This is a genomic window from Acinetobacter sp. 1424608 (assembly GCF_000588255.1).
GTDB classification, from domain to species: domain Bacteria; phylum Pseudomonadota; class Gammaproteobacteria; order Pseudomonadales; family Moraxellaceae; genus Acinetobacter; species Acinetobacter nosocomialis.
Window position 1 is genome coordinate 65,282 of the sequence record NZ_JFXL01000017.1, and the last position, 24,725, is coordinate 90,006.

The following is a 24,725-nucleotide window of genomic DNA, read 5'->3' on the forward strand; positions in this document are numbered from 1 at the left end:
AACCGAGAATCATGGCTAGGCAAGTGTTTTTTTTGAATATTTACACTTTATGATACAGTTTTTGTCCTTGCTCTTGATAAACCTCTTTCATCGCTTTGAGGCCTTCTTCAACCTCTGAATCGCTATTGGTGAGATTGTTGGCATAGTCGCGGACATTCTGAGTGATTTTCATTGAACAGAATTTCGGACCACACATTGAGCAAAAGTGTGCAGATTTATGCGCTTCTTTTGGTAAAGTCTCGTCATGCATGCTGCGCGCTGTATCTGGGTCTAAACTTAGGTTGAATTGGTCGTCCCAACGGAATTCAAAACGGGCTTTAGACAATGCATTATCACGCACCTGTGCACCCGGATGACCTTTAGCAAGATCGGCTGCATGTGCTGCGATCTTGTAGGTAATAATCCCGTCTTTCACATCTTTCTTGTTTGGCAAACCTAAATGCTCTTTTGGTGTCACATAGCAAAGCATTGCTGTGCCATACCACCCAATCATAGCTGCACCAATAGCAGAAGTGATGTGGTCGTAACCCGGAGCGATATCAGTCGTTAAAGGCCCAAGCGTATAGAATGGTGCTTCTTTACACACTTCTAACTGCAAGTCCATGTTCTCTTTAATCATGTGCATTGGTACGTGGCCCGGACCTTCGATCATGACCTGAACATCATGTTCCCATGCGCGGTGAGTCAGCTCACCCAGTGTTTTAAGTTCGCTGAACTGCGCTTCGTCATTTGCATCTTGAATACAACCCGGACGTAAGCCATCGCCTAAACTAAATGACACGTCATAGGCTTTCATGATTTCACAAATTTCGTCGAAATGAGTGTATAAGAAGTTTTCTTCATGATGAGCGAGGCACCACTGTGCCATGATTGAACCACCACGAGACACAATACCTGTTAAGCGGTTTGCTGTAAGTGGCACATAGCGAAGCAATACACCTGCGTGAATCGTGAAGTAGTCAACGCCTTGTTCAGCTTGTTCAATCAGCGTGTCTTTAAAGATTTCCCATGTTAGGTCTTCTGCAACACCATCCACTTTTTCAAGCGCTTGATAAATAGGTACGGTACCGATTGGAACAGGTGAGTTACGAATAATCCATTCACGTGTTTCATGAATGTTTTTACCTGTCGACAAGTCCATAATGGTGTCGGCGCCCCAACGAGTTGCCCATGTCATTTTCGCAACTTCTTCATCAATTGAAGAGCCAAGCGCTGAGTTACCAATATTGGCATTAATCTTAACCAAGAAATTACGGCCAATAATCATTGGCTCAAGTTCTGGGTGGTTAATGTTGGCAGGAATAATAGCGCGGCCTTCAGCAACTTCTTGGCGAACAAATTCAGGCGTAATTTCTTTTAAATTTTTTGCACCAAAGTTTTGGCCTGGGTGCTGGCGCATATCTACAGCTTCGCGTTGACGCTGATTTTCACGAATCGCAATATATTCCATTTCAGGCGTAATAATACCCTGTTTGGCATAGTGCATTTGAGTGACATTTTTGCCTGCTTTAGCGCGGCGTGGGTTTTGAATATGTGCAAAGCGAATATCAGCAGTACGAATATCTTTTAAACGCTCCTGACCAAACTTTGAAGTTAAACCCGAAAGTACGTCAGTATCGTTACGTTCTTCAATCCATTTTTGGCGAACTGAAGGTAAACCTTTGTTTAAATCAATTTGAACATTTGGGTCAGTATAAACACCTGAAGTGTCATAAACCATAATAGGTGGGTTGTGCTCACCACCAAGACCAGTTGGGGTGTCAGTTAAAGAAATTTCTCGCATTGGAACCTGAATGTCAGGGCGAGAGCCTTCAATATAAACTTTTTTAGAAGCGGGTAAGATGCGGGTTAAGTCTTTTGCATCTTGTTCATGTTGTGCTGAAATTTCAGCAGAAGAGAGATTCGTTAATTGGTTCATCACATGATCCTTATGAATAACATCAACGAATCAAGCACGACCAAAAACGATGGCGGATTTATCTTGAACTAGATAAATTGAGGGCTTTAAGTTTTCAGATGGCTTGATTCCTACGCAGGTCTTAACCTGATCAGGTTCAACGGTACTTGTGATCAAACTTGTGTTGCGATAACACGGAATTTACACAATCTCAGCGAGCTATTACTCGCGCTCCGTCAAGCGATTTAAAGACTAACATGTTTTAGGTTGGCTGGCATTGTCAATTTGTATCTATACAAACCGCATCTATATGGCAGTCACGATAACTTTCGGTATTCCACGGTGACTCTAATTCTAATAATTGCTCAAGCTGTTCATGCACAATCTGGTAAGTTGATTTTTTTTGCCCATTTTCATCAATTAAATCTGTCTTGAATTGTGTATTACGCTCATCCACAGGAGTGGCAATAAACTTCAGAAATTGTTGAGCGGGTTTTGCTAAGCTGGATTGTTTTTGTGTAGATAAGAAACGAATTTGTTGTAGAGCATCTTTATCAATCCATGTGTTTGGAGCAAACTCATCGGATACAGGCGTATTATCTAGCCCAAAGAAAATAAAATATCGGTACTCATTAAATAATAATTTTGCATCATTAATAAAATAACTCTTTGGATATTTTTGAATAAATTTCTCCCAAAATAATGCACGCTCAGTAAGCTCTTTCCATGAGATAGCCAACGCTCCATCGTCATAGAAAATGTCTTTATTGTCTTTTGCCATGCGAGTTAAGAACTCTTTTTGGTCAGCTGGTAGGGCTTTAGCAAAAACATCAACTAAATAGTTCGGCTGACGGCGGTAAGTAAACATGCCCTCACCTTGATAGAGTAGCTCAATATAGGCTTGGCCCTCGTGTTGAATCAGGTATTGATCACGAGTACCCAGCTGATCGAATAACTTTTTCTTGGTTTTCATTGTTTTTTTAGCATCTAATGGTTCTTGTTCTAAAATGGCATATCCAAAAGCTTCAAACGCTTTTGCTGTTTTTTCATTATGTTCTTGTTTTAGAAAACGCTGATACATAGCCGTCGATGCTTCAATTAGCTTAAGCTGTTCATTATTTTTTAAAGAGGGAACACAGGTTTTAAGTTTTTCATTAATTTGATTTAGGTCTTCTATTTTACTGTTTTGATTAATTTTCTGCATAGCAGCTATAGTTTGTAAGCAGCTACTGTCTCGCTGTTCGGTGGACTTTTGTGCAGTTGATTTTTGCTCTTTAGATACAGCCTGATCTTGCTCTGATGTTTTACTACATCCAGCTAAAAGTAGTGCACTGCACATACTCATCATTAGAATTTTTTTCATCTTTATATTTTTATCAAAATTAATATTGCTCAAATTATAACGCTTAAAAAGATTGCATCACTGTTAGAAATCTTTATTATTAGGTAGGTCGGTCTACTTAATTTAATACCATGAATGATAAAACAGCAAGACAGAAAATTCTCGATGCAGCAGCCACACTATTTTATAACGATGGTATTACTGCAACTGGCATTAACTCGGTTACGGCTAAAGCAGATGTAGCCAAGATGTCGCTTTACAATAATTTTTCTTCAAAAGGAGATCTTGTTGATGCCTACATTGCTGCACGACATCAAGAGTGGTTAGACCTTTATCAAAACCGTTTAGAAAAAACAAAAACAGCTAAAGAAGCTATTTTGGCCGTATTTGATGCCTATCAAGATCATGCCGAGTTTGCTTATGAAAAGGGTTTTAGGGGATGTGGACTTTTAAATGCTGCTGCTGAGTTTCCTGCAAATAGTGCAGGACGAAGTTCGGTAAGAAGGCATAAAGAAGAAGTTGAGGCTATTGTTGCTGAGCATTTAAAAAAATTAATACCAGACTCACAGCGTATTAGCTATATCGCCTCACAACTTTCTTTTCTTTTAGAAGGTTCTATGGCAAGAGCTGGTCTAGAAGGTAGTAGCCGTCAACTTCTATTCGCAAAGCAAATGGCAGAAGATATTTTAGATCGAGAATGCCAACATGATTAGCCTTATTAAAAATAGTAGTTATGGTGGAACAATTGCAATTTTAGTTGCCTCTGTTTTGTGGGGGACAACAGGAACTGCGGCAGCATTTGCCCCAACACTTGGACCACTGGCAATTGGTGCTGTAGCGATGGGCGGTGGAGGCCTTTTACAAGCTCTGGTTGCATCACGAGCTATACGGGAAAACCGGCAATTTATTGGGCGTAATATTCCTATTATTCTTTTAGGTGTTGTGGCAGTTGGGATATATCCCTTAGCTTTTTATTCTTCTATGCATTATGCCGGAATTACGATTGGTACTGTGGTTTCAATTGGTTCGGCTCCACTCATTGCAGCAGTTTTAGAGCGATTCTTTGACCGTAAAGTTTTATCTAAAACATGGTTCCTGAGTTTTGTGTTTGGTGTTGTGGGAGTAAGTTTATTATCTATGGGTGAAAGTCACACAGCACAAGATAGTACAAATGAATGGGATAAGTTCTTCGGTATTTTTCTGGGGCTTGTTGCTGCTACAACTTATTCGCTTTATTCATGGGCAGCAAAAAGATTAATAGACCGAGGTATTGCTGCTAAAGCTGCAATGGGCATGATTATGGGTGGCGGAGCAGTTATTTTACTTCCTACTTTGTTGCTTACAGGGGGTGATTTATTAGAGAGCTCAACAAATTTACTTGTGGCTGGCTATATGATGCTAATTCCTATGTTCCTCGGTTATTTACTTTTCGGCTTTGGGCTAAAGACTGTAAATGCGAGCAAAGCGACTACGTTAACTTTATCTGAGCCTTTAGTTGCTGCGATTTTTGCGATTGTATTGGTAGGGGAACATGTATCATGGGTGGGCTGGCTAGGCATGTTTTTGATTTTCATTTGTATTTTGATGTTATCAAAGCCTGAAAATACATAAAAATGAAAACTTTTACTGGCTTGAGTTTAAATCAAATTTTTCTTAGTCTTAAAGCCAAGTTTTATCGTTGATTTAGACAATGAAAATAAAATTAATGCTTGTGGCGAGTTTATGGAGTTTTGCATCGCCGAGTTTTGCTTTAGATTTAGTTGAAACTTATGAGCGCGCAAAGCAAAATGATCCGACATGGCAAGCGAATCAACAACAATTTGAAGCAGATCAGCTCAATTTAGGCTTAGCAACTGGTGCTTTATTACCTACAGTCACATTATCTGGAAAGATTAATCGTAATAGCCAAACCGTAAAGCGTTCAAATTTTCCCGGTGTTGATCAAGAGGGACTGTCCGATGCTTTGGTAAGTAATACATCAACAACCAAACAAGCAACTTTATCTGCTCGTCAGCCTCTTTTTCGTATGGATGCATGGGAAGGTTATAAACAGGTTAAAACCTCGGTTGCTCTTAGTGAAATTACTTTACGCCTGCAAAAACAAGATCATGTTTTAAACGTGGCAGAAGCCTATTTTAATGTACTACGTCAGCAGGCACTTACCGCTGCATATTTACAAGAAGAAAAGGCTTTACTTGAACAACTCAATATGATGAATGCCAAGCTTAAAGAAGGTTTGGTGGCACGTAGTGATGTAAGTGAGGCAAATGCCCAGTATCAAAATGCCAGAGCCAACCGTATTGCAACTAATGTCCAACTTCTTTTAGCTCAAGAACAGCTCTCTGAATATATTGGCCCTTATCAAGATAAGCTTGCAGTACTGCGAAGTGATTTTACTTTTCAAAAGCCTTATCCAGCCCAACTTGATGACTGGATTGGCTTAGCCCAACAACAAAATCTAAAGATTCAGCAAGCCCGTTTACAAAAGCGATATGCTGAAGACCAACGCCGTGTGGAAAAAGCTGCACTTTATCCACAAATAGATGCTGTGGCGAGTTATGGCTATACCAAACAAACACCAGAAACACTGATTTCGACTGATGGAAAGTTTGATCAGGTGGGCGTAGAGATGAACTGGAATTTATTTAATGGAGGTCAAACACGAACCTCTATTAAAAAAGCCACTATAGAGTTAAATAAAGCGCAATCCCAGCTCGATGCGGCCATTCGTCGTGCCAATGTTGATGTAAAAAGCGCTTTTATGCAGGTGGATACCGACCGTGCAAAACTTGAAGCAAGAAAGGCGGCAATGGACTCTTCTTCACTTGTCTCTCAAGCCTCAAAAGCAAGTTATAACGAGGGCTTAAAAAGTATGGTCGATGTTTTATTGGCCCAACGTAATGCTTTTTCAGCAAAACAGGATTATCTTAATGCTCAATATGACTATTTATTAAATGTACTTCGTTTAAAAGCGGCTGTAGGTCAGCTAGGCGAAAAAGATCTAGTTGAATTAAACAGCTGGTTAACGTATCAGTAATAAAAAAATGCTTTTATCTGAAATTTAATTTTGTCATAAAAATTTAATGATTGATGTGTTTTAATGCTCAATCATTTTATCCCTGCGCCATCATGTTGGAGGCTTCCCTTGAGTCCGAGTAATCCGGTGTTAAGCCATCATATTTCTTCTCAATTTAATGAAGATTTGCAAGATGTGAACACAAAGTTTATGACCATGGGTGGCTTGGTCGAACAACAGGTTGCCAATGCAATTCATTCTTTGCTTGATACAGATGCAAACTTAGCAATTGATGTTCAATTTAAAGATAACGCAGTCAATCAATATGAGCGTGATATTGATGAAGGTCTGACACTGATTTTGGCACGCCGTCATCCAGCAGCGATTGACTTGCGTATGGTGATTGCGATGAGCAAAGCCAATACCGACCTTGAGCGTATTGGTGATGAAGCTGCAAAAATTGCCCGTATTGCACAAAATCTATGTGAAGAAGGTGGATCACCTCGTGGTTACATGGAAACCCGCCATATTGGTAATCAAGTACGTGTAATGATTCACGATGCCCTAGATGCTTTTGCACGTTTAGATGCTGATCAAGCATTACGTGTACTTTTAGCAGATGCCGACATTGACCGTGAATATCAGTCAGCAACACGTACTTTAATGACTTATATGATTGAAGATCCGCGTCATATTGCACGTGTAATTAACGTGATGTGGGTTTTACGTTCTTTAGAGCGTATTGGTGACCATGCTCGTAACATTGCTGAACAAGTGATTTACATGGCAAAAGGTTTTGATGCTCGCCATACCAAAATTGAAGAAATTGAAGCAAAAGTTCACGAAAAGTAATACTTGAGTTGAAGTATCGAAAGGCCTTGTTTGAAACAAGGCTTTTTTTATTTTTTAGAAATAATAGATAAAAAAATGTCCCGAACTTTGGGGGGAAGTTCAGGACAGAAAATCAAGTGCATTAAGAGAAAACACGACAGGGATCGTGTCTTACTTGCTATGAATTGATATTAAGGTGTGAGCCAATTTATGTCATGTAGAGTCCTGTGCGCTCTATGTAAGGCTTTATATGTTTGTGTAAGTTTCACGTAAAAAAAGGCAGGTCTATGTATATAAACCCGCCTTTTTAATGATGATGAGCTTAGAAAAAACGAATTATTCTGGCTTCCAACCTTCTGCTTTTTCAACGCTTTCATCATTATTGAAGAACTTCTCACGTTGTTCTTCAAGGAATTTTTTCGCTTCTGGATCAAAAACGTTTAAACGCTTTTCATTAATTAGCGTAGTTTGGTGTTGTAGCCATTCTTGCCATGCTTGCTTAGAAACATTTTCAAAAAATTCTTGGCCTTTAGCACCTGGAAACGGAGCAAAGTCTAATCCTTCCATTTCCTTTTGATATTTACGGCAAAATACTTGTCGACTCATTTTGTATCCTTAAGCGTATAACTGTTCTAGACGTTTATGGGCACGGGCAATCGCAGCTTCAACCTGTTTTGGTGAAGTTCCGCCAATATGATCACGTGCATTTACCGAAGCTTCTAGTGTCAAAGCTTTATCAAATACATCTGCTGTAATTAGGTCAGAGAATTGTTGTAATTGCTCAAGTGTGAGTTCAGATAAATCTTTTTCTTCAGCCACACCTAATGCAACAGCTTTACCCACAATTTCATGCGCATCACGGAACGCAACGCCTTTTTTCACTAAATAGTCAGCAAGGTCTGTAGCAGTCGAGAACCCACGAAGTGCAGCTTCACGCATGATTTCAATATTTGGAACCAATGCAGGAATCATGTCTGCAAATGCCATGAGTGAACCACGAACTGTATCGATTGCATCAAATAAAGGTTCTTTATCTTCTTGGTTGTCTTTGTTGTACGCCAATGGCTGACCTTTCATGAGCGTAAGTAAACTAATTAAGTCACCAAACACACGGCCAGATTTACCACGAATCAGTTCTGGAACATCAGGGTTTTTCTTCTGTGGCATGATTGAAGAACCAGTACAGAAACGGTCAGGAATGTTCACAAATTTAAACTGTGCAGAAGTCCAAAGAATAAGTTCTTCAGACATACGTGATAAGTGCATCATGATTAAAGATGCTGCTGCATTAAATTCGATGGCAAAATCACGGTCAGATACAGCATCAAGAGAGTTTTCAGATACAGCTTCAAAGCCTAGTAATTCTGCTGTGTAAGCACGGTCAATCGGATAGGTGGTACCAGCAAGAGCCGCAGAACCAAGTGGCATACGGTTTACACGTTTACGGCAGTCTTGAAGACGCTCAGTGTCACGAACCAACATTTCAAACCATGCCAATAAGTGATGGCCGAAAGTTACTGGTTGAGCTGTTTGCAAATGAGTGAAGCCAGGCATAATGGTGTTTACATTTTTGGCAGCCAAGCCCAACAAACCTTTTTGTAAACGCTCTAATAAGCCTAAAATATCATCAATTTCGTCGCGAAGATAAAGACGTATATCTGTTGCAACTTGGTCATTACGACTACGGCCAGTGTGTAATTTTTTACCTGTAATGCCGATACGTTGAGTCAAACGTGATTCAATGTTCATGTGAACATCTTCAAGATCGATACGCCATTCAAAGTTTCCAGCTTCAATTTCTGCGCGAATGGTGCTTAAACCTTCAATAATGTCGTCTCGTTCTGCTTCTGTCAGTACGCCAACTTTCGCAAGCATGGTAGCATGCGCAATAGAACCAGCGATGTCTTGTTTATAAAAACGTTGGTCAAACTGAACAGAGGCAGTAAATTCTGCTACAAAAGCGTCTGTCGCTTCAGAAAAACGACCACCCCACATACCTGAGGTTTGGTTTGGGGCTGCTGAATTAGGGGGATTTGAAGATGTGGTCATGGTGGCTCAGTAAAATAAAAAAGAGTATATCACTTGCCGAAGCTCAACAAACAAAGTTGTTTTCTACAGCATATCGAAATCAAAATTCCTCCTATTTTTTTACGAAAATTGATCGTTGGCAACACTTATTAGAATTAATTATTGCAAGTAATGTTTTGGCATTGGTTCTAGCCTTGGCGGAAGCGCAGTCTTGGCACGCATTAAGTGGGACACGCCTTTTACAATATATGATTTTTATTAACTGGGTGATTTTGTCTTTTTTTGCTTTAGTTGAATATTTTCAAAATTTTTTTAGTCAGCTTCAGCAAAAATATGCTTTGGTCATTGGTTTTGTCTTGTTGCAAGCGATTGTGGTGGCGACCACCATCATAACTAATTTTTTTCAATTCGGAATTTTGAAAAGGATGACTGCTACAGCACAGGACTGGAGTATTTATTTTACTCATGTCCCATTATATTTAAGTTACGGAATATTACTTGGCGCATTTTGTTTGCGCTATTTATATGTTCGGGAACAATGGTTGCATCAACAATATGCAGAATTAAATGCTCGTATTCAGGCTATGCAAGCACGCATTCATCCTCATTTTTTATTTAATAGTTTAAATAATGTGGTGAGTTTAATTACGATAGACCCAGATAAAGCAGAAAGTATGCTGATTAGTCTGTCACGTTTATTTAGAGCGAGTTTTCAAGAATTAAAATTGGTAAGCTTGTATGAAGAAATTGAGCTTAGTAAACAATATTTAATAATTGAACAAATACGTTTAGGTGAGCGTTTACAAGTTGACTGGAAAATGGAAATTGAACCTTTGCAATTAAAGCAGGTCACGATTCCTTTATTGACATTACAACCTTTGTTAGAGAATAGTATTTTTCATGGGGTCGAACCAATGATAGGTAAAGCAACCATTGGGGTATTGGTTGAAATATTGCAAAATCAGGTCAGTATAGTCATTACCAACCCTTATACAGACGATACAATAAAATCACGGAAAGGGCATGGAATCGCTCTTGAAAATGTTAAGCAGCGCTTGAAGGCGTATTATGGGAACTCTGTTAGGTTCCAGGTGTATAAGGGTGAAACTTTATATACCACTATTATGAGCTATCACTACCAATCAAAATAATAAGTCAGTCAGAGTTAACCATAAAAAAATGGACCAAGTTAACGGTGACAAGGAGGATGAATGAAGGTGCTAATTTGTGATGACGAGCCACTTGCAGTGGAACGATTATCACGTTTAGTTTCAAAGATGGGACATGATGTTGTCGCAACAGCTCATCATGGCCAAGATGCCTTGGAACAGGCACGGCTTCATCAACCGGATGTGATTTTACTTGATATCCAAATGCCGGGTATGAATGGTCTCGTCTGTGCGGAGCAATTAAGTCAGCTTAATCCTCGACCTGCTATCGTATTTTGCACAGCCTATGATCAACATGCTCTAGAAGCATTTAAATCACAGGCACAAGCTTATCTTCTTAAACCGATTGACCCTCAAGAACTTGAGCAGGTTTTTAAGCAATTAACTCAACTTACTCAAGCGCAGCTCAGTGCCTTACCTAATCCTACGCTTTTGCAGGATTTAAAAACCCAAAGACATCAAATTGCTGCTAAAACCTATCGCGGTGTTGAGTTAATTCCTGTTGAAAATATCTATTATTTTTTGGCAGATCAGAAATATGTCACGGTACGACATAAAAATGGCAGTGTCTTGATTGATGAAACGCTAAAAGAACTTGAAACTGAATTTGCAGATCAGTTTATCCGTATTCATCGAAATGCTTTGGTCTCAATTGCTTATTTAGATGGTTTAGAGCTTGTGAGTTCAGGTCAGTATCAGGTTCGATTACGTGGCTTGGATGAAAGACTTTCTGTAAGCCGCCGTCATTTATCTACTCTTAGAGAGCGAATACACCAACTTTAATGAGTCAGCATCCTATTTTGTCAGTGAGATTTTACTTGCAATTTTAAGGGATCAAGTTAAGTTTAGGGTGTATTGTTTGACCAGCCCATGCTTGAATTTATGAAAACCTTGAAAATTGCTACACGACAAAGCCCACTTGCTCTTTGGCAGGCAGAACATATTCGTGCCCGTTTACAGGAGCTTCACCCAGATTTAACGGTGGAGTTGGTTAAGTTTGTCACGCAGGGCGATAAAATTTTAGATACACCTTTAGCAAAAATTGGTGGTAAAGGGTTGTTCGTTAAAGAGTTGGAAGCAGCACTTTTAGATGGTCGTGCCGACCTTGCTGTGCATTCAATGAAAGATGTTCCGATGGCATTACCAGAAGGTTTAACTTTAGCGGTCATTTGCGAACGTGAAGATCCATTAGATGCTTTCGTTTCAAATCATTTTGAAAAATTTGCTGACTTGCCGCAAGGAGCAAAAGTTGGTACATCAAGCTTACGTCGTAAATCACAAATTTTAAAACAACGCCCAGATCTACAAATTATTGATTTACGTGGAAATGTTGGAACTCGCCTAAGTAAGTTAGATGATGGTCAATACGATGCGATTATTTTGGCGAGCGCTGGTTTAAAACGTTTAGGATTAGAAGAACGCATTCGTCACTGTATCGAGCCAAGTGTAAGTTTGCCTGCGGTTGGGCAGGGCGCTCTTGGTTTGGAATGTCGTGCAGATGACCAAGAAGTATTGGCTTTAATTCAACCTCTTTTACATACAGAGACTGATGTTTGTGTGCGTGCTGAGCGTGCATTTAATGCCTATCTTGAAGGGGGGTGTCAGGTACCTATTGCGGGCTATGCAACCTTACAAGACGGCAAAATTCATATTGAAGGCCGTGTAGGTAGTGTTGATGGGCAAACATTACTGCGTGCTGAACTCACAGATGAAGCACACAATGCTCAGCAATTAGGTGAAAACCTTGCTCGAAACTTACTTGAACAAGGCGCTGGCGATTTATTAAAGGCTCTTTACTAACGTTATGCTGTTTATTAATACTCGACCTGATTCACGTGCGGCTGAATTAACTCAAGCTTTGCAAAATAAGGGGTTTCAGGTCGAGTCTTTACCTCTTTTAGAGCTGGTTGCTCAACCTTTTTCAGAATCACTCGCTCAACTCTATCAGCAGTTATCTGGCGCACAAGCGATTGTAGTTGTGAGCCCCACTGCTGTTGATGTGGGGATGCAATATTTAAAGCAAAGTGGTTTAAAGCTAGACGACTTAAAACATATTCAGTGGATTGCGGTCGGACAGGCAACGGCACATCGTCTTTATGAATATGGAGTTGAAGCACATGTTCCAGATGTTGAAACGTCTGAAGGAATGCTCAATCTTCCTATTCTTCATAATATGCGACAGACGGGTAGTGTGGCTTTTTGGAGAGGTGAAGGTGGCCGTCAATTTATGATGGAAACTTTGCAACAGCAAGGCATTCAGATTTTGAATTTTGTTTTATATCATCGACAGTGCCCAGAAGTTTCATATTCAAAGTTCAAACATCTGACACAGAATTCAAATTATAATTTAGAAAAATGGCTTGTCTTAATTACCAGTGAGGCAAGCTGGAAATATTGGTTAGAGCTTTGTTTAAAAAATAATGTACAACCTGATTGTGTATATTTGGTTTTAGGACCACGTCTTTTTCAACTTGTAAAAAAATATCGCGATCAACAACAGGCCTATTTTCACATTATTCAACTTGAAAATTTATCGCCTTCGGGGATGATTCATCACATTCAGGCATTATAAGGATTCGTATGAGAAAACTTGTTTCTATCATCATTTTGCTGAGCATCGCTTGGTTGGCTAAGCTCAGTTACGATATGTGGCAAATTTCTCGTACTGTTCCTGAGCTTCAGCAGAGCTTACTGCAATCGGAGCAGCAGTATGCCAATTTAAATGATCAATTGGTGGCATTAAAAAGACAAACACAGACTCAGTCGAGTAGTGACGTTCAAACAGCACCTTTAACAAATCATGAAATCATTCATACTGGTATTGCGCCAACGGTGGTCATTAAACAAAAATTAGATTTAATTCAGTTTGCGATAGATCAACAACAGTTTATTTATGCGGTAGATCATTTAACTCAGCTACAACAATCCTTACCCCAATATGAAATTGCCCCGGCATTACAACACAGTTTAAATCAGGCGATTGAACAGGATAAACAGGCAATACAGCAATACGTAATTGCTCAAAATCAGCGTCATCAATTGATTGATGATTTACTGCAAACTATTGATAAGAATATTCAACAAGCATTAGCTCAACCTAAACTTGAAATGGATCAATCCGAGGCAGTGTCTTGGTGGAAAAAATGGTTCCGTATTGAAAAAGTAGAAACGCCGTCTATTAATTTAATGAATCGAAGTGTTGTATTTAAGGAAGTGCAATTAAGACTCTTAATTGCTGAGCAGGCATTAAATCAAGGAAAGATGGCAGAATATCAAAATGAGCTGCAATCAGTAATGCAAAAACTAAATGAACTGCCAGACGCCACCAGTCAACAATTGAAAAACCGTATTGCTAAAGTGGCTCACTTATCTATCGTGCCTGTGCCTAAATTATCAACTCTTGGTCTATTAGGCTCATAAGGAGGACATATGAAACATCTCCTATGGGTTTATCTACTCATTAGCTTAGTACTTTTTGCGGCTTTAGCTTTATTGAGTTATGGCTACGGCATGGGTTACGTCTATATCTACTGGCGTCAATTGCAACTGCAAACAAATGTGTGGGGCTTAGTCCTTACCTTTGTTGTGATGAGTTTTATTGCTCAGTTAATATGGCTTTGGATTAAACGTTATTCCTCGCGTGAACAGAGGAAAAGAGAAAATATTTTTCAATTTAAAAACCTTCATCCTTATGAGCAATTAGGTATTGTCTGGCTATTAGAAGCGGCCGAAGACCAACGGGTATTTATCGAACGTGTTTTTACTCAGTCGGGCCTTTTAAAAAATATTATTGATTCCAAGTTTTTAGTTTTAAGTGGAGATTATCAAAAAGCATTAGATGCTTTAGATCAATCCCCACCAATGGCTTTTGAATTAGCCGAGTTGCAGCGTATTGAAATATTTTTAGCTCAAAAAGAAGCTGAACGTGCATTAACTCATCTTGAGTTTCTATATCAACATCAATTATCACCTTGGCTTGAAGAGATCGAGACTGCATATCAACAACGATTAACCGCGTTATGGGGGCAGCTTGCTTTACAGCAACCATGGGTATATTTGCGTTCAATGAAGTATGGATTATTGGATGCTGAGCATCGTGATTTATGGTTGCAACAGCTTCTTCAACAATTCGATCAAGCTTCGGTAGACGATTTACATGCACTGCAACAGCGCTATCTAGATTTAGAGTCTGAAATTCAAACCAGACCTTATAGTAGTAAATTGCTATGGCTAAAACTTTTGGCACGTATGCCAGAAATGAGTATTCAGCATGAAGCATTAACCTTGCATTTACTCAAAGAGCAATTTGATCCAGACGTATTTTACTTATGGTTTCAGCAACAATTGCTTAAGCAGGTTCCTGACTATGCAGATGTTGAGGAAAAGATTAATCAATTCGAATCTCAATATATGAATTTGCCGGTTTTAACATTTGCAAAATGGCATGTTTACATGGCAACGGAGCGTCAAGCTGAAGCAGAAATATTATTAAGTTTATACCCAGATAATATTTTAATGAGCTATTTACGTATTAAATCAACCTTAAAAGAAGATGATGAGTTAATCAAACAGTTAAACCTAATCTTTGAAAATGATGCGAATTTTTTAAAATTTAAAATATGAGGTAAAAATGAAAGAACTGTCTGTCTACCCTGTAATATACGACCAGAAAGTAGCATGGGGAGATATGGATGCTTTTGGTCATGTCAATAATGTACAATATTATAGATATATTGAAAGCTCACGTATTTTATATATGGAAAATGTAAATATATTGACCCCAAATATATATACTGTTGTTGCTTCAAGTCAGTGCAAATATTTAAAACCTGTGTTTTATCCAGATGTATTGAAAGTAGGGGTTCGTGTAGAAGAGATGCGCAATAGCGCATTCCGTATGGCTTATATATTATGGAGTGAAACGCAGCAGCAAATCGTTGCTACAGCTGAAGCAGTAATGGTTTGTGTAGATAAATCTACAGGTTTAAAATGTGAAATACCAAATGAAGTAAAAAGTAAAATTATTGAATTAGAAAAATCAGTAGGACATGACTTAATACATTTAGCTTAAATAAATATTAAGAAAATATATTTCAATTATAATTATTAATGTAATTAAAAAGTAAATTTATAGCATTATTCTGACTAACTCGTCTTTCAAACTATTGCTTATTGAATAGATTATAAATACTATTGGTTATGATTTAATGTTTTTAAATTTTGTCTGTATTATTTGAATTGTCTGTAAGACTGGAGTATTTATTAATGAAACCGGATATTAGTGAATTATCTGTTGAAGAGTTAAAACGCTTACAAGAAGAAGCAGAAGCTTTAATTGCAAGCAAAAAAGATCAAGCAATTGAAGATGCATATAATCAAATTATCGAGATTGCTGAAAATGTAGGTTTTAGTGTTGAACAACTTCTTGAGTTTGGTGCTCAAAAACGTAAGAAAACAACACGTAAATCTGTAGAACCACGCTACCGTAACAAAAACAACTCTGAAGAGACTTGGACTGGTCGTGGTAAACAACCACGCTGGTTAGTTGCTGAAATCGAAAAAGGTGCAAAACTTGAAGATTTCTTAATCTAATTGTATTGCTTCTTAAAAAGCCAAGCGATTTAGCTTGGCTTTTTTATTTTAAAAAGAATTAAAACTTTTATTTAAAAAATAAAGTATTCAATAAAGTGTTTAAATTCCTGAATAAATACATTGTTGAGACTAAATTTGCATTTAGTGAGATCAATCGTCAATTTTCATGATTTTGTCATACGTACAACTTATAGTCTTTAAGAAGACGCCAAGCCTGATTGCTTGGTTTTTTTATATGAAGTGAATTGGCGATGTTGAAAAAGTATGCATAATGTCAGACTAGAGAGGAACTCTCATATAAGGACGATAATTTGCATGTTGGTAAGGCTGAATGAAGAAAAAGTCTAAGCAATGGAAGTGGTGGTTTTTTGCCCTCATTGCATTTTTAATTTTTATTATTTTACAGATTCCGGCGACTTGGCTTATCTCTAAATTTTCAAAAAATAATCAAACTGTCCATAATGTAAGTGGCAACATCTGGCAGGGGCAAGCAGACTGGCATCGTGGTGCTTTACGGGGAACTATTCACTGGAAAACGAGACCTCTAGATTTACTTTTATTACGCTTTGCTGCAGATGTTGATATTCATAGCGGTAATACACAATTAGCGGGAATCATGGCATATGGTTTTGGCAAAAAAGTAATTGTACGAAATATGAATGGTCAAGTTGCTCCAGAAACACTGAAGCAGATTGTGAGCTGGCAATGGCCTGTAAATAGTATTCAACTTAAAGATATTCAATTTAATTATAAAAAAGAGCAAGGCTTTGCAGCGGTTGATGGACAGTTGCATTGGGGTGGTGGAGCGCTAGTTTATAATATTGGTGATCGTCAAGATCGTATGAACATGCCTTCTTTAAGTGGGCAGTTGGCTGACCACAATGGACAGCTACAAGTTGACATCCGTGATCAGCGAAATCAAAAAATGGCGAATCTTTTACTTGATGCCAATATGATGCTTGATGTTCAACTCACGCAGCGTTTATTGCTTAACGTTCCATCTTATGATGGAAAAGCTGGTTTAGACACTTTTGTCATTAGTTCTCGCCAACCATTACTACAAGGTGGTAACTAATGAAAGCATGGCTTGATAAATTACAGCAATTACAATGGCAAAAATTAGATCGACTTAGTGTAGTCGTCTTAGCCATTTTAATTTTATGGTTGTGTTGGAAATTGGCTTCATTTTTTTGGTTGGTGATTGCTCCTCCACAAATGATGCAGTTTGATCGGGTAGAGCTCGGTTCTCAGCAGCCACAAATACCAAACATTAGTACTTTTTCACTTTTTAATGAACCTTCTGCCAATGCGGCTCAGGAAAGTGTGAATCTAGAATTACAAGGCGTAATGGTGGGTTATCCAAACCGCTTCTCTTCGGCTGTTATTAAAGTTGATAATATTGCTGAGCGTTATCGGGTTGGTGAAACCATTGGTTCTACTTCTTACCAACTGGCAGAAGTTTATTGGGATCATGTGGTGTTACGTCAAGGAAATGGCAGTACCCGAGAACTTGAGTTTAAAGGTTTGCCAAATGGGTTATATCAACCGATGACGCCAGATGCTTCACAACAACAACCTACTACACCTTCTCAACCTGCGGCACCTGTAAATACGACTCAACAAGCCCTAGGGCAAGCGATTCAGCAGATGCAAGGTAACCGAGAGCAGTACCTCAAAGATATGGGGGTCAGTGGAAACTCAAGTGAAGGTTATGAAGTTACAGAACGTACACCGACTGCGCTTAGAAATAAGTTAGGTTTAAGGCCTGGCGATCGAATTGTCTCTTTAAATGGTCAAACGGTTGGGCAAGGGCAAACGGATGTGCAATTACTTGAACAAGCTCGTCGAGCAGGACAAGTAAAAATAGAAATAAAACGTGGTGATCAAGTGATGACCATACAACAAAATTTTTAGTGATAACACGTCACCATAAGAGTTAGGAAATATCGCGAGTTATGGCTTTATTGAATCATCAACGTCCACTTTGGGCATTACTTGCAGCAGCCCCATTGATTGCGACAGTGAGTAGCAGTGCCTATGCCCAAACATGGAAGATCAATTTACGTGATGCTGACTTAACTGCTTTTATTAATGAAGTTGCAGACATTACAGGAAAGAACTTCGCTGTAGATCCAAGAGTACGTGGTAATGTCACGGTCATTTCTAATAAGCCATTAAATAAAGATGAAGTTTATGACCTATTTCTTGGGGTTTTAAATGTAAATGGGGTCGTTGCAATTCCTTCTGGTAATACGATTAAGCTGGTGCCGGATAGCAACGTTAAAAACTCAGGAATTCCTTATGATGCTAGAAATAGGGTTCGTGGAGATCAAATCGTTACGCGAGTGATTTGGCTTGAAAATACTAATCCAAATGACTTAATTCCAGCACTTCGCCCTTTAATGCCTCAGTTTGCGCATATGGCTGCGATTGCAGGAACCAATGCACTGATTGTTTCGGACCGTGCCGCAAATATCTATCAGCTTGAAAATATTATCCGTAACTTAGACGGGACTGGGCAAAACGATATTGAAGCGATCAATCTTCAGTCGAGCCAAGCAGAAGAAATCATCACACAACTTGAAGCAATGAGTGCAACAGGCGCATCTAAAGATTTTAGCGGTGCTCGTATTCGTATTATTGCAGACAACAGAACAAACCGTATTTTAGTAAAAGGTGATCCAGAAACACGTAAGCGCATTCGTCATATGATTGAAATGCTGGATGTGCCTTCTGCTGATCGTTTAGGTGGCTTAAAAGTTTTTAGATTAAAATATGCAAGTGCTAAAAATTTATCAGAAATTTTACAAGGACTAGTCACTGGTCAAGCAGTATCTTCTTCTGGCAACAATAAGAACTCATCTAATTCATCAAATTCGATTAATGGTTTGATTGGGAATAACCAGAACTCTAGTTCAAACACGTCGGGTTCAAATGGTAGTTCAATATCTACCCCATCAATCAACCTAAATGGTAATTCAAACAATAGTAATCAGAACAATATCACCAGCTTTAGTCAAAATGGTGTAAGTATCATTGCAGATAATGCTCAGAACTCATTGGTGGTTAAAGCTGATCCCCAATTAATGCGTGAAATTGAATCTGCAATTCAACAGCTAGACGTCCGTCGTCAACAAGTGCTCATCGAGGCCGCAATTATTGAAGTCTCTGGAGATGATGCAGATCAACTTGGAATTCAATGGGCACTCGGCGATTTATCTAGTGGAATTGGTTTACTTAGCTTTAGTAATGTAGGGGCGAGTTTATCTTCTATTGCTGCTGGTTATTTATCGGGTGGTACGGCTGGAGCTGCATCTGCTATCGCTAATGGAGCTAATAAAGGTAATGGTGCAACTTTAGGATTGGGTAATTTTGATAACTCTCGTAAGGCGTATGGTGCATTAATTCAAGCTCTCAAAACCAATACAAAATCAAACTTACTTTCAACGCCATCCATTGTAACGATGGATAATGAAGAAGCTTATATTGTTGTAGGTCAAAACGTTCCATTTGTCACAGGATCAGTCACTACCAATAGTACGGGTATTAATCCATACACTACTGTGGAACGCAAAGATGTCGGTGTAACATTAAAAGTTATTCCACATATTGGTGAAGGCGGTACAGTACGTCTGGAAGTAGAGCAAGAGGTCTCTGCTGTTCAGGATAGTCGTGGGCAAGCTGCTGACTTGGTCACAAGTAAACGTGCTATTAAAACAGCTGTTTTGGCGGAACATGGGCAGACTGTAGTGCTGGGTGGTTTGGTATCAGATGACACATCACTTTCAAGACAAGGTATACCAGGATTAAGTAGTATCCCTTATGTTGGGCGATTATTCCGATCAGATAATAGAAGTAATGTAAAACGTAATCTACTTGTCTTTATTCATCCAACAATTGTAGGTGATGCGAATGATGTTCGCCGTTTATCTCAGCAGCGCTATAATCAGCTTTATAGCTTGCAATTGGCTATGGATAAAAATGGTAATTTCGCAAAATTACCTGAGCAGGTTGATGATGTTTACAATCAAAAAATGACACCTCCAAGTATTGGAACTCAATCCAAAAATTATCAACAGGTTCCATCAGGTGGAAAAAGCACGACCATAACCACACCAGTGGCGATAGAGCCTACTGTTCAGAAACAGACCTTGCAGTTACCTGATCCGGAAGTGAATCGAACTAAAAATACAGTAACAACAACGACACTGCGTCCAAGCACGGCACCGTAGTAGCATGTTATGATTGATAAAAAATGAATAGGACATAGGCATGACTTGGAAACTACAAGCAATTACTGGTGAATTTACTGGTCAAGAAATTAGTATTGATCGTGATATGTTGGTGGGACGTCATCAAGATGCTGATTTGCTATTACAGGCCGCTGAAATTTCGCGTCGCCATGCGGCATTGCTTTTAAAGGACCAATTGTTATGGGTGCAAGACCTTAATTCATCAAATGGTACATTTGTAAACGATATTCGTATTGAGCAAGAAAAGCAGCTGCATGATGGCGATATTGTTCAATTTGCAAGTTTTAAATTTTCAGTACTAGCGCCTGCTCAAGAAAATAATGATTTACCTGAAATTGAAGCAGAGCCAGTACAAGCTGCACCGGCACAAGATTTAAGTGATCAAGGCATGCCAAGCCTTGCAGAGCGTGCTGCAGAGGTGGAAGTTCGCCACGATGGTATGCCGCAGAATATTTCTATTCCAAAACCTGCACCGATTCCTGAAGGAGTGAATATTCATGCTCAGCCTGAGCAAACTCCGGTTGCTATTGAAGAGCCTATTTCTCGTGTAGCTGAAGAAAAAGAGCAGCAAAAGAATGCATCTATTGGTTTAATTACTATTATTATTTTAGTGATTTTGGCTGTATTGGCATGGTTATTCTTTAAATAATTCGTTGGTGCTTTTACAATCAAGGCATGCTAAACGCATGCCTTTTTAATTTTGAGTAGAAGAAAATGTCTGTTGCACAACTAAGTAAGCGCGATTTAATTTTATTTGACCTGGATGGAACCTTGGTTGACTCCGCTGCCGATTTATATCGGTCTATGAACTTAAGTCTGCAATCACTCAGTTGGCCATTGGTAACAGAAGCACAAATACGGGAATGGGTAGGTAAAGGAGCTTCAAAACTTTGTGAAAGTGTTCTGCTTCATATATTTGGAAAATTGGATGCTGAACAACATCAGGTTTTATTGCAAAAGTTTGTAGACATATATGGTGCAGAGCTGTGTGTAAATACTCAAATTTACCCAGGCGTACCTGAATTTTTAAAACATTGCCAAACTTTGAATATAAAAATGGCATGTGTTACCAATAAGCCTGTCAAGCTTGCTCAAGGGTTACTAGATGCATTAGAACTTTCTCCTTATTTCCAAGTTGTACTTGGAGGAGATAGCTTACCTGAAAGAAAACCACACCCACTGCCATTATTATATTGCATGGAAAGCCTAAAAACATCTGCTTCACAATCGTTAATGATTGGTGACTCAAGTAATGATATTGAAGCTGCACGCCGTGCCGGAATTGATTGTATTGTGGTTAGCTATGGCTATAATCATGGAGAAAATATCTATGATTGCCAACCTCAGCAAGTTGTTGATAGTCTTGCTGAGTTAATTGTCTAATGAAGAAAATGGAGATAAGAATGAATAAGCCTATGGTTTTTCGATGGCGTGTCTAACTCGAATCTAGAAAAACACACTTTTAAATCGAAACCATATTAGAGAAGATTCATGACAACATTAGCGCAATTTGAGCAACTTAAAACTGCTGGTTACAATACTATTCCAGTCTATCGTCAACGATTAGCAGATACTGAAACTCCATTATCGGTTTTTGCCCGCTTTAAAGATCAAACACAAGCTTACTTGTTTGAATCAGTTGAAGGTGGAGAGAACTGGGCTCGCTATTCTATGATTGGATTGGGTGAATCAACAGTTTTTTCCTGCAATGCTGGTGTTTTATCTATACAGCATGCTGATGGATCAATCACACAACAAGATTGTCTAGATCCATTTCAATACATTCGTGAATTCCAAAAACAATTTAAAGTCCCCCCAGCCGATCTATTACCAGATTTACCAAGCTTTACAGGCGGATTAGTAGGTTATTTGGGCTATGACGCAGTCCGTTATATCGAGCCACGTTTAAAGAATGTTCCTACAGCCGATCCAATTACGCTTCCAGATTTATGGTTGATGCTTTCAAAGACGGTTATTGTTTTTGACAATCTTAAAGATACGTTATTTTTAATTGTTCATGCGGATGCAGAGCAGAGTAACGCCTATAATGATGCTCAACAAAAATTAGATCAATTAGAACAACTGTTGGCAACACCAGTTAGTTTGCAAGCGAAGCCGCATACACCTCCACATTTTGAATCGATCACTGGTAAAGCAAAATTTTTAGAGACAGTAGAAAAAGTTAAAGAATACATTCGTGCTGGCGATGTGATGCAGGTTGTTCCAGGGCAACGCATGGTTTCCGAATTTGATGGAGAAGCTTTACAGGTTTACCGTGCATTACGTCATCTAAATCCTTCACCTTATCTATTTTTAGTTCAAGGCCAAACGATTACTGATAAAAAACCATTTCATATAGTAGGTTCTTCACCAGAAATTTTGTCTCGTTTAGAAAATGGTATTGCTACGGTTCGGCCATTAGCGGGAACCAGACCACGCGGTAAAACTAAAGAAGAAGATATTGCACTAGAAAAAGATTTGCTTTCTGACGAAAAAGAGATTGCTGAACATTTGATGCTGATTGACCTTGGTCGAAATGATGTAGGGCGTGTATCAAAAATTGGTAAGGTCCAAGTAACAGATCAAATGGTAATTGAGCGCTATTCACATGTCATGCATATTGTTTCAAATGTGCAAGGTGAAGTGCGTGATGATATCGATGCACTTGATGTATTTAAGGCAACCTTCCCGGCAGGAACCTTATCCGGTGCCCCAAAAATACGCGCAATGGAAATTATTGATGAAGTAGAGCCCGTAAAACGAGGTGTCTTTGGTGGAGCAGTGGGATATTTAGGTTGGCATGGTGAAATGGATATGTCGATTGCAATCCGTACTTGTGTTATCCGTGATAAAAAAGTGTATGTGCAAGCTGGAGCAGGGCTTGTTGCTGACTCAAATCCAGAATCTGAGTGGAATGAAACCCAAATAAAAGCTCGCGCAGTGATCAAAGCGGTTGAATTATCATCAAACGGATTGATTTTATGAGTTTTTAGCGGTTTTTTTAAAAAAACCGCTTGCATCGTTTGGAAGTTTTGCTAAACTGCACACCGTTCCGATACGAAACGTACGAAACACTAAGAAACGCCGGCATAGCTCAGTTGGTAGAGCAACTGACTTGTAATCAGTAGGTCCACAGTTCGAATCCGTGTGCCGGCACCATTTTAAAGTGTTAAGTTGAATGAGTAAAGAACAGCACTGTAGATAAGTGCGATATTGGTGAGATTCCCGAGCGGCCAAAGGGGGCAGACTGTAACTCTGTTGCGAAAGCTTCGAAGGTTCGAATCCTTCTCTCACCACCATCCTAAACTTCGAATGAAGTGGTTATTACCAACGTTGCGGGAGTAGCTCAGTTGGTAGAGCGGCAGCCTTCCAAGCTGCATGTCGCGAGTTCGATCCTCGTCTCCCGCTCCATCGAAGGATAGTCGCTCTTATAGCTCAGTGGTAGAGCACTCCCTTGGTAAGGGAGAGGTCTCGAGTTCAAATCTCGATAAGAGCTCCAGATATTAAAGTTTGAGTGGATTTCCACAAAGTTTTCAGAAAGCAGGCTATATAGTCTGCTTTTCAAGTATTGGGTGTCTGTTTTTTTAGGCGATATGTCGATAAGCTGAGTTAGTTCAGCGCCATTTGTAGTTGGTTCGACGTAAACGAGGAAGATCATCATGGCTAAAGCCAAGTTTGAACGTAATAAACCACACGTAAACGTGGGTACAATCGGTCACGTTGACCATGGTAAAACAACTTTAACTGCTGCGATTGCAACTATTTGTGCAAAAACTTACGGCGGTGAAGCGAAAGATTACTCGCAAATCGACTCAGCACCTGAAGAAAAAGCACGTGGTATTACAATTAATACTTCACACGTAGAATACGATTCTCCAATTCGTCACTACGCACACGTTGACTGCCCGGGCCACGCCGATTACGTTAAAAACATGATCACTGGTGCTGCTCAGATGGACGGCGCGATCCTTGTATGTGCTGCGACTGACGGTCCAATGCCACAAACTCGTGAACACATCCTTCTTTCTCGTCAGGTTGGTGTACCTTACATCATCGTATTCTTAAACAAATGCGACCTTGTTGACGACGAAGAATTACTTGAATTAGTAGAAATGGAAGTTCGTGAACTTCTTTCTACTTACGACTTCCCAGGTGATGACACTCCAGTAATCCGTGGTTCAGCTCTTGCTGCTCTTAACGGTGAAGCAGGTCCTTACGGTGAAGAATCAGTTCTTGCTCTTGTAGCAGCTCTTGACTCTTACATCCCAGAACCAGAACGTGCTATCGACAAAGCATTCTTAATGCCAATCGAAGACGTATTCTCAATTTCTGGTCGTGGTACAGTAGTAACAGGCCGTGTAGAATCTGGTATCGTTAAAGTTGGTGAAGAAGTAGAGATCGTTGGTATTAAAGATACAGTTAAAACAACTGTAACTGGCGTAGAAATGTTCCGTAAACTTCTTGACGAAGGCCGTGCAGGCGAGAACTGTGGTGTATTACTTCGTGGTACTAAGCGTGAAGACGTACAACGTGGTCAAGTACTTGCTAAACCAGGTACAATCAAGCCGCACACTAAATTCGACGCAGAAGTATACGT

Annotated in this window: 23 protein-coding genes, 4 tRNA genes and 1 riboswitch; of the genes, 23 read left to right on the forward strand and 4 right to left on the reverse strand. The window is 39.3% G+C overall.

Annotation, left to right across the window (positions count from 1 at the left end; all coding sequences use genetic code 11):
* Positions 1-40: 40 nt before the first annotated feature.
* Positions 41-1,918 (reverse strand): phosphomethylpyrimidine synthase ThiC, encoded by a 1,878-nt coding sequence (gene thiC, locus J678_RS18760; RefSeq protein ID WP_001072857.1) that lies wholly within the window; start codon positions 1,916-1,918, stop codon positions 41-43.
* A gap of 90 nt (positions 1,919-2,008) precedes the next feature.
* A riboswitch (TPP riboswitch) is annotated at positions 2,009-2,143 on the reverse strand.
* Between the two features lie 34 nt (positions 2,144-2,177).
* Positions 2,178-3,260, reverse strand: coding sequence for a hypothetical protein (locus J678_RS18765; RefSeq protein ID WP_199963260.1), 1,083 nt, complete (start codon positions 3,258-3,260; stop codon positions 2,178-2,180).
* Positions 3,261-3,370: 110 nt separating this feature from the next.
* Here J678_RS18765 and J678_RS18770 point away from each other — a divergent pair, with 110 nt between their 5' ends.
* From J678_RS18770 to phoU, 4 genes are all read left to right on the forward strand, one after another.
* The gene (locus tag J678_RS18770; RefSeq protein ID WP_031956182.1) at positions 3,371-3,952 is read left to right on the forward strand and encodes a TetR/AcrR family transcriptional regulator; all 582 of its coding nucleotides are present in this window, start codon (positions 3,371-3,373) and stop codon (positions 3,950-3,952) included.
* The gene (locus J678_RS18775; protein ID WP_031956183.1) at positions 3,945-4,850 is read left to right on the forward strand and encodes a DMT family transporter; all 906 of its coding nucleotides are present in this window, start codon (positions 3,945-3,947) and stop codon (positions 4,848-4,850) included. Before J678_RS18770 ends, J678_RS18775 begins: the two co-directional genes overlap by 8 nt.
* A gap of 94 nt (positions 4,851-4,944) precedes the next feature.
* On the forward strand, positions 4,945-6,276 hold the full coding sequence (locus J678_RS18780) for a TolC family outer membrane protein (RefSeq protein ID WP_016803687.1): 1,332 nt from the start codon (positions 4,945-4,947) through the stop codon (positions 6,274-6,276).
* Positions 6,277-6,384: 108 nt separating this feature from the next.
* On the forward strand, positions 6,385-7,107 hold the full coding sequence (gene phoU, locus J678_RS18785) for a phosphate signaling complex protein PhoU (protein ID WP_000075183.1): 723 nt from the start codon (positions 6,385-6,387) through the stop codon (positions 7,105-7,107).
* A 315-nt stretch (positions 7,108-7,422) separates the two neighbouring features.
* Here the strand turns inward: phoU and J678_RS18790 are convergent, their stop codons facing one another.
* Both J678_RS18790 and argH read right to left on the reverse strand, forming a co-directional pair.
* Positions 7,423-7,692, reverse strand: a complete 270-nt coding sequence (locus J678_RS18790) for an oxidative damage protection protein (protein WP_002053140.1) — start codon at positions 7,690-7,692, stop codon at positions 7,423-7,425.
* A gap of 9 nt (positions 7,693-7,701) precedes the next feature.
* Positions 7,702-9,135, reverse strand: a complete 1,434-nt coding sequence (gene argH, locus J678_RS18795; RefSeq protein ID WP_006581161.1) for an argininosuccinate lyase — start codon at positions 9,133-9,135, stop codon at positions 7,702-7,704.
* Between argH and J678_RS18800 the strand changes: the two genes are divergently transcribed.
* The 19 genes from J678_RS18800 to tuf all read left to right on the forward strand — a co-directional run.
* The gene (locus J678_RS18800; RefSeq protein WP_031956184.1) at positions 9,126-10,265 is read left to right on the forward strand and encodes a sensor histidine kinase; all 1,140 of its coding nucleotides are present in this window, start codon (positions 9,126-9,128) and stop codon (positions 10,263-10,265) included. The two genes, argH and J678_RS18800, sit on opposite strands and share 10 nt — an antisense overlap.
* A gap of 60 nt (positions 10,266-10,325) precedes the next feature.
* On the forward strand, positions 10,326-11,066 hold the full coding sequence (locus J678_RS18805; protein WP_004710910.1) for a LytR/AlgR family response regulator transcription factor: 741 nt from the start codon (positions 10,326-10,328) through the stop codon (positions 11,064-11,066).
* 99 nt (positions 11,067-11,165) lie between these two features.
* A complete protein-coding gene (gene hemC, locus J678_RS18810; RefSeq protein WP_191976131.1) occupies positions 11,166-12,083 on the forward strand; it encodes a hydroxymethylbilane synthase in 918 nt (305 codons plus the stop codon).
* Positions 12,084-12,087: 4 nt separating this feature from the next.
* Positions 12,088-12,855 (forward strand): uroporphyrinogen-III synthase, encoded by a 768-nt coding sequence (locus tag J678_RS18815; RefSeq protein WP_031956188.1) that lies wholly within the window; start codon positions 12,088-12,090, stop codon positions 12,853-12,855.
* 8 nt (positions 12,856-12,863) lie between these two features.
* The gene (locus J678_RS18820) at positions 12,864-13,703 is read left to right on the forward strand and encodes a hypothetical protein (RefSeq protein WP_031956189.1); all 840 of its coding nucleotides are present in this window, start codon (positions 12,864-12,866) and stop codon (positions 13,701-13,703) included.
* Positions 13,704-13,712: 9 nt separating this feature from the next.
* A complete protein-coding gene (locus tag J678_RS18825) occupies positions 13,713-14,906 on the forward strand; it encodes a hypothetical protein (protein WP_031956190.1) in 1,194 nt (397 codons plus the stop codon).
* Positions 14,907-14,913: 7 nt separating this feature from the next.
* A complete protein-coding gene (locus tag J678_RS18830; protein ID WP_004710900.1) occupies positions 14,914-15,354 on the forward strand; it encodes an acyl-CoA thioesterase in 441 nt (146 codons plus the stop codon).
* Between the two features lie 194 nt (positions 15,355-15,548).
* The gene (locus J678_RS18835) at positions 15,549-15,875 is read left to right on the forward strand and encodes an H-NS family nucleoid-associated regulatory protein (protein ID WP_002053185.1); all 327 of its coding nucleotides are present in this window, start codon (positions 15,549-15,551) and stop codon (positions 15,873-15,875) included.
* Between the two features lie 331 nt (positions 15,876-16,206).
* On the forward strand, positions 16,207-16,950 hold the full coding sequence (gspN, locus tag J678_RS18840; protein ID WP_031956191.1) for a type II secretion system protein N: 744 nt from the start codon (positions 16,207-16,209) through the stop codon (positions 16,948-16,950).
* On the forward strand, positions 16,950-17,789 hold the full coding sequence (locus J678_RS18845; protein WP_004710893.1) for a type II secretion system protein N: 840 nt from the start codon (positions 16,950-16,952) through the stop codon (positions 17,787-17,789). The genes gspN and J678_RS18845 overlap by 1 nt, the downstream gene beginning before the upstream one ends.
* A 41-nt stretch (positions 17,790-17,830) precedes the next feature.
* Positions 17,831-20,107: a type II secretion system secretin GspD gene (gene gspD, locus J678_RS18850; RefSeq protein WP_031956192.1), complete on the forward strand. Its 2,277-nt coding sequence runs from the start codon at positions 17,831-17,833 to the stop codon at positions 20,105-20,107.
* A gap of 40 nt (positions 20,108-20,147) precedes the next feature.
* Complete coding sequence (locus tag J678_RS18855; protein ID WP_031956193.1) at positions 20,148-20,777, forward strand: FHA domain-containing protein; 630 nt, start codon at positions 20,148-20,150, stop codon at positions 20,775-20,777.
* Between the two features lie 65 nt (positions 20,778-20,842).
* Positions 20,843-21,511 carry a phosphoglycolate phosphatase gene (locus J678_RS18860; RefSeq protein WP_031956194.1) on the forward strand — a complete coding sequence of 223 codons (669 nt, stop codon included), beginning with the start codon at positions 20,843-20,845 and terminating at the stop codon, positions 21,509-21,511.
* Positions 21,512-21,619: 108 nt separating this feature from the next.
* Positions 21,620-23,113 (forward strand): anthranilate synthase component I, encoded by a 1,494-nt coding sequence (trpE, locus tag J678_RS18865; protein WP_002053173.1) that lies wholly within the window; start codon positions 21,620-21,622, stop codon positions 23,111-23,113.
* Between the two features lie 98 nt (positions 23,114-23,211).
* Positions 23,212-23,287: transfer RNA gene (locus J678_RS18870), tRNA-Thr, on the forward strand.
* Between the two features lie 56 nt (positions 23,288-23,343).
* Positions 23,344-23,427 (forward strand) — tRNA-Tyr (locus tag J678_RS18875).
* Positions 23,428-23,463: 36 nt separating this feature from the next.
* Positions 23,464-23,539, forward strand: a tRNA-Gly gene (locus tag J678_RS18880).
* Positions 23,540-23,552: 13 nt separating this feature from the next.
* Positions 23,553-23,627, forward strand: a tRNA-Thr gene (locus tag J678_RS18885).
* Positions 23,628-23,787: 160 nt separating this feature from the next.
* The coding region (gene tuf, locus J678_RS18890) for an elongation factor Tu (protein ID WP_050675887.1) at positions 23,788-24,725 on the forward strand (938 nt) is incomplete at its 3' end.

What these genes read in the sequence shown, in the direction of transcription:
- J678_RS18820 (WP_031956189.1), top strand. Translation starts at nt 12,864, where the DNA reads ATGAGAAAACTTGTTTCTATCATCATTTTGCTGAGCATCGCTTGGTTG.
- J678_RS18790 (WP_002053140.1), bottom strand. Translation starts at nt 7,692, where the DNA reads ATGAGTCGACAAGTATTTTGCCGTAAATATCAAAAGGAAATGGAAGGA.
- J678_RS18855 (WP_031956193.1), top strand. Translation starts at nt 20,148, where the DNA reads ATGACTTGGAAACTACAAGCAATTACTGGTGAATTTACTGGTCAAGAA.
- thiC (WP_001072857.1), bottom strand. Translation starts at nt 1,918, where the DNA reads ATGAACCAATTAACGAATCTCTCTTCTGCTGAAATTTCAGCACAACAT.
- argH (WP_006581161.1), bottom strand. Translation starts at nt 9,135, where the DNA reads ATGACCACATCTTCAAATCCCCCTAATTCAGCAGCCCCAAACCAAACC.
- gspD (WP_031956192.1), top strand. Translation starts at nt 17,831, where the DNA reads ATGGCTTTATTGAATCATCAACGTCCACTTTGGGCATTACTTGCAGCA.
- gspN (WP_031956191.1), top strand. Translation starts at nt 16,207, where the DNA reads ATGAAGAAAAAGTCTAAGCAATGGAAGTGGTGGTTTTTTGCCCTCATT.
- J678_RS18860 (WP_031956194.1), top strand. Translation starts at nt 20,843, where the DNA reads ATGTCTGTTGCACAACTAAGTAAGCGCGATTTAATTTTATTTGACCTG.
- J678_RS18765 (WP_199963260.1), bottom strand. Translation starts at nt 3,260, where the DNA reads ATGAAAAAAATTCTAATGATGAGTATGTGCAGTGCACTACTTTTAGCT.
- trpE (WP_002053173.1), top strand. Translation starts at nt 21,620, where the DNA reads ATGACAACATTAGCGCAATTTGAGCAACTTAAAACTGCTGGTTACAAT.
- J678_RS18775 (WP_031956183.1), top strand. Translation starts at nt 3,945, where the DNA reads ATGATTAGCCTTATTAAAAATAGTAGTTATGGTGGAACAATTGCAATT.
- J678_RS18780 (WP_016803687.1), top strand. Translation starts at nt 4,945, where the DNA reads ATGCTTGTGGCGAGTTTATGGAGTTTTGCATCGCCGAGTTTTGCTTTA.
- hemC (WP_191976131.1), top strand. Translation starts at nt 11,166, where the DNA reads ATGAAAACCTTGAAAATTGCTACACGACAAAGCCCACTTGCTCTTTGG.
- J678_RS18770 (WP_031956182.1), top strand. Translation starts at nt 3,371, where the DNA reads ATGAATGATAAAACAGCAAGACAGAAAATTCTCGATGCAGCAGCCACA.
- J678_RS18800 (WP_031956184.1), top strand. Translation starts at nt 9,126, where the DNA reads ATGTGGTCATGGTGGCTCAGTAAAATAAAAAAGAGTATATCACTTGCC.
- J678_RS18830 (WP_004710900.1), top strand. Translation starts at nt 14,914, where the DNA reads ATGAAAGAACTGTCTGTCTACCCTGTAATATACGACCAGAAAGTAGCA.
- J678_RS18835 (WP_002053185.1), top strand. Translation starts at nt 15,549, where the DNA reads ATGAAACCGGATATTAGTGAATTATCTGTTGAAGAGTTAAAACGCTTA.
- J678_RS18805 (WP_004710910.1), top strand. Translation starts at nt 10,326, where the DNA reads ATGAAGGTGCTAATTTGTGATGACGAGCCACTTGCAGTGGAACGATTA.
- J678_RS18825 (WP_031956190.1), top strand. Translation starts at nt 13,713, where the DNA reads ATGAAACATCTCCTATGGGTTTATCTACTCATTAGCTTAGTACTTTTT.
- J678_RS18845 (WP_004710893.1), top strand. Translation starts at nt 16,950, where the DNA reads ATGAAAGCATGGCTTGATAAATTACAGCAATTACAATGGCAAAAATTA.
- J678_RS18815 (WP_031956188.1), top strand. Translation starts at nt 12,088, where the DNA reads ATGCTGTTTATTAATACTCGACCTGATTCACGTGCGGCTGAATTAACT.